Genomic DNA, 4,216 nt, shown 5'->3' with positions numbered 1-4,216 from the left:
CCGTGACGCCGTCGACTCGGTCGGCGGGTCGGAGGGGCTCCCCGGTCGGGTGCTCGGGATGCTCCGCGAGCGGCCCGTCGCGGTGGGCACCGCAGTCCTCGCGTGCGTCGCCGTCCTCGTGATCGTGGTCGTCCGCGCGCTGCGGCGGACCTAGCGCCGCCGACCGATCACGACGAGCGGGGCGGATGCCGCGGCGCGACGCCGCGGCATCCGCTCGGCTACTCGGCTCGGGCCGCCTCGTCGGCCGGCTGGCCCATCGCCTCGCCGGAGCGAACCGCGGCACCCCAGTCGACCGTCAGCTTCGGCTTGGCGTAGAACAGCACGACGATCGCACCGACGGCGAAGCCGATGATCGGCAGCCACATCGACTGCGACATCGCGGCCGTGAAGCCCTCGAGCACCTGCGGCGGCATGCCGCTCGAGCCCGCGCTCGCCTGCTCGGCGGCCTGCGTGTCGAACCCGGGCAGCTCTGCCGCGAGGCGTGCGTTCAGCAGGGCGGCGATGGCCGCGCTCCCGAGCACCGAGCCGACCTGGCGGGTGGTGTTGTAGACGCCCGAGCCGGCTCCGGCCTGCGACGGCGGCAGGTTGCGGGTCGCCGACGAGGCGAGCGGCGCCCAGATGCCCGAGAGGCCGAGGCCGAGCAGGCCCGACGGGATGAGGAGCACCCATAGCTCCTGGTCGGGGGTGAGGAGCGTCGACGTCCACCAGAGCGCGATCGCGGTGACCACGAACCCGCTGAACGCGATCCACTTGGGGTCGACGCGGTCGATGAGGCGGCCGACGAAGGGGGCGGCGACACCGGTCACGAGGGCCATCGGCACGAGCATCAGCGCGGCCTGGGTCGGCGTGAGCCCACGGGCGACCTGGTAGTAGAAGGCGAGCGGCAGGGGCATGGCCACGATGGCGAAGCCGACGAGCGAGATCGCGACGTTCGACAGCGAGAAGTTGCGGTCGCGGAACAGCGGCAGCGGCAGCAGCGGCTCGGCGGGGTTGAACCGCTGCCACACCACGAACCCGACGAGCACGACGATGCCGGTGATGATGAGGCCCCATACCGTGATGGGGCCGACGATCGTGCCCCAGTCGTAGGTCTCGCCCTCCTGGATGCCGAAGACGACGAGGAACATGCCGACCGCGCTGAGCGCGACGCCCAGCCAGTCGAAGCGGTGCGAATGGGTCTCGAGGTTCGGCACGAGCCGCCAGGCGAGCACGAACGCGATGATGCCGACGGGCACGTTGACGAAGAAGATCCACTCCCAGCCGAGCGAATCGACGAGCACGCCGCCGAGGATCGGCCCGACGAGCGTCGCCACGCCCGCCACGGCACCCCAGAGGCCCATGGCGGCGCCGCGCTGGTTGGGCGGGAAGATCCGGGTGATCACGGCCATCGTCTGCGGCGTCATGAGCGCGGCGCCGAGGCCCTGCACGGCCCGGGCCGCGATGAGCATGGTGATGTCGCCCGAGAACCCGCACCAGAGCGACGCCAGCGTGAAGACCACGAGGCCGATCATGTAGACGCGCTTGGGCCCGAACCGGTCGCCGAGGCGGCCGGTGATGAGCAGGGGCACTGCGTAGGCGAGCAGGTAGGCGCTCGTGACCCAGAGCACCGCGGTGATGTCGGTGTCGAGGTCGCGCAGGATCGCCGGGTTGGCGATCGAGACGATCGTCGAGTCGACGAGGATCATGAAGAAGCCGATGACCAGCGCCCAGAGGGCGGGCCAGGGCTTGCGTTGCGGTTCCATCGTGTCTTCGTTTCCGTTCCGTTGTCGTCAGTCGGTCGCGGCCGTCAGGCGGCGCGCGGGTCAGTCGGTGGGGGCGGTCCAGTGCAGCCGGCCACTGCGGAGCTCGTCGATCGTGTGCTCGAGCCAGTCGAGCTCGGCCGTGAGCATGGCGCGGGTGTAGTGCACGTTGAGCACGTAGTGCCGCGCGACGCCCTTCTCGGCGATGTGCGTGAGGCCGGCGTCGATGAACGCGGTGAACTCCCGGATGCGCGCGGCGCGTTCGGCGAGCAGCTCGGCGACCCGCTCGGGCGGCAGGTTGTGGGCCTCGCCGACCGCCACGGGGAACTCGGGAAACTCGTTGACGAACTCGCCGAGCATCTGCTCGAGGGTCGAGCGCACGGCGTCGCGTCCGGCGTCGGTGATGGCGTAGACCGTGCGCTCGGGGCGGTTGCCCTCGCGCTCCACGCCGGTCTCGGCGATGTACCCGTCAGCGGCGAGGCGTTCCACGGCGCGGTAGAGCGGACCCGCGCTCACCTTCACGACGCGGTCCTCCCGACGCTGGAGCATCAGCTGGTACATCTCGTAGGGATGCATCGGGCGCTCGGTGAGCAGCGCGAGTGTCGAGAGCGCCAATGGGGTGAGTCGAGACATCCGCGCTCCCTTCGCTCGATCGCAGCACATATTCCGTGCGGAATAGTACGCGCGGAATTGCATGCCCGCAACCTCGGCCCGGGGCATCCGTGCACGCGACGGCGGAGGCCACCAGCCAGTAGCACCCGCCTCACCGCGTTGCAACCCCGGCCCCCTTTCGGCCCGCCCCGAGGTGGCGCGCGTAGCATGACGGCATCGCAACGACCGAAGGTGGAACCATGACTGACACGGACCGCAACATCGCCGACGCGACGACGGCAGGCAGCGCAGCAGACCACACGGCCAACCTGGCGGCCGGCACGGCGGAGGACCTCGCCGGCGGCGTGCGCGACACCACGCGCGACGCCGCGGAGGCGGCTGACGCCGCGAAGGAGCAGGTGGCCGGCGCCGTCAACGACGTGATCGACAGCGCCAAGGCCAAGGCCGCGGATGTCGCGGAGAAGGCCGCCGACGCCGCCGAGACCGTCACCGCACAGGCCAAGGACGCCTACGCGAACGCCAGGAGCGCCGCGGACGAGGGCGTCGGCTACGTGAAGGCGCGCTACCGCGAGAACCCCGGCCTCGTCATCGGCGTGGCGGTGGCCGCGCTCGTGGCCGTCGGCATCATCGTGCGGGCGATCTCGCGACGCTGACACGGCGCTGACCACCCGGCGACGGCACGGCGCTGATCGTCCGGGCTGACGCCCGGCGAGGGGCATCCGCGGTCTCCCGATAGAATCGAGGCATCCACACCCTCGACACCGGACGGAGAACCGCGGTGCCCACCATCGTCGTCGAAGTGATGCCCAAGGCCGAGCTGCTCGACCCCCAGGGGAAGGCCGTCGCCGGCGCCCTCGCCCGAACGGGCCGCAGCGGGTTCTCGGGCGTGCGCATCGGCAAGCGCTTCGAGCTCACCGTCGACGGCCCCGTCGACGACGCCCTCAAGGCCAGCGTGCAGCAGATCGCCGAGGAGATCCTCTCGAACTCGGTCATCGAGGACGTCGTGGGCATCCACTACGAGCAGTCCAACGCCGAGCTCGCCGAGGAGGCCGCGCACGAGTCCGCCGAGCACTCCGACTCGGGATACGTCGCCCCCGCGGGCGAGACGCACTGAGGCGGGCTGACATGCGCATCGGCGTCATCACGTTCCCCGGCTCGCTCGACGACCGCGACGCGCAGCGCGCCGTGCGGCTCGCGGGCGCCGAGCCCATCGCCCTCTGGCACGGCTCGCACGACCTCGACGGCGTCGACGCGCTCATCCTGCCCGGCGGCTTCAGCTACGGCGACTACCTGCGCTGCGGAGCGATCGCCTCGCTCAGCCCGATCATGACCGAGGTCGTGGATGCCGCGAACGCGGGCATGCCCGTGCTCGGCATCTGCAACGGCTTCCAGATGCTCACCGAGGCGCACCTGCTCGAGGGCGGCCTGATCCGCAACGACCACGGCGCGTTCATCTGCCGCGACCAGGTGCTGCGCGTCGAGAACACCTCCACCGACTGGACGAGCGGCTTCGACGCCGGCCAGGAGATCACCATCCCCCTGAAGAACGGCGAGGGCGGCTTCATCGCCGACGACGACACCCTCGACCGGCTCGAGGGCGAGGGTCGCGTGGTGTTCCGCTACGTCGACGTCAACCCGAACGGCTCGCTCCGTGATATCGCGGGCATCTCGAACGCTCGCGGCAACGTGGTCGGCCTCATGCCGCACCCCGAGCACGCGGTCGAGCCCGGGTTCGGCCCCGACACCGCCGCCGCGATGCGGTCGGGGGTCGACGGCCTCGGGTTCTTCACCAGCGTCGTGCGCCGGGCACTCGTCGAGGCGTAGTCGCGGCTCGCGGGCGGGTGGCCCCGGGCGCGATTCCGAGC

4 protein-coding genes and 1 pseudogene are annotated in these 4,216 nt (G+C 71.3%); 3 read left to right on the top strand and 2 right to left on the bottom strand.

Going from position 1 to position 4,216, the window contains the following annotated elements:
- Positions 1–218: 218 nt before the first annotated feature.
- Positions 219–1,742 (bottom strand): DHA2 family efflux MFS transporter permease subunit, encoded by a 1,524-nt coding sequence (locus tag AC1DY2_RS16405; RefSeq protein WP_476763385.1) that lies wholly within the window; start codon positions 1,740–1,742, stop codon positions 219–221.
- Positions 1,743–1,802: 60 nt separating this feature from the next.
- Positions 1,803–2,372 (bottom strand): PadR family transcriptional regulator, encoded by a 570-nt coding sequence (locus AC1DY2_RS16400; RefSeq protein ID WP_476763384.1) that lies wholly within the window; start codon positions 2,370–2,372, stop codon positions 1,803–1,805.
- A gap of 218 nt (positions 2,373–2,590) precedes the next feature.
- Here AC1DY2_RS16400 and AC1DY2_RS16395 point away from each other — a divergent pair, with 218 nt between their 5' ends.
- From AC1DY2_RS16395 to purQ, 3 genes and pseudogenes are all read left to right on the top strand, one after another.
- Entirely contained in the window at positions 2,591–3,004 is a 414-nt protein-coding gene (locus AC1DY2_RS16395; RefSeq protein ID WP_476763383.1) for a hypothetical protein, read from the top strand.
- 125 nt (positions 3,005–3,129) lie between these two features.
- Positions 3,130–3,363 (top strand): annotated as a pseudogene (purS, locus tag AC1DY2_RS16390) (phosphoribosylformylglycinamidine synthase subunit PurS); the annotation flags it as partial.
- A gap of 113 nt (positions 3,364–3,476) precedes the next feature.
- Positions 3,477–4,175, top strand: coding sequence for a phosphoribosylformylglycinamidine synthase subunit PurQ (gene purQ / locus AC1DY2_RS16385; RefSeq protein WP_476763382.1), 699 nt, complete (start codon positions 3,477–3,479; stop codon positions 4,173–4,175).
- The last annotated feature ends 41 nt before the right edge of the window (positions 4,176–4,216 follow it).

This window comes from Agromyces sp. P1_H4 (assembly GCF_056405255.1).
Note: the sequence above shows the minus strand (reverse complement) of the source record. Positions and strands in the feature narration are given on the sequence as shown.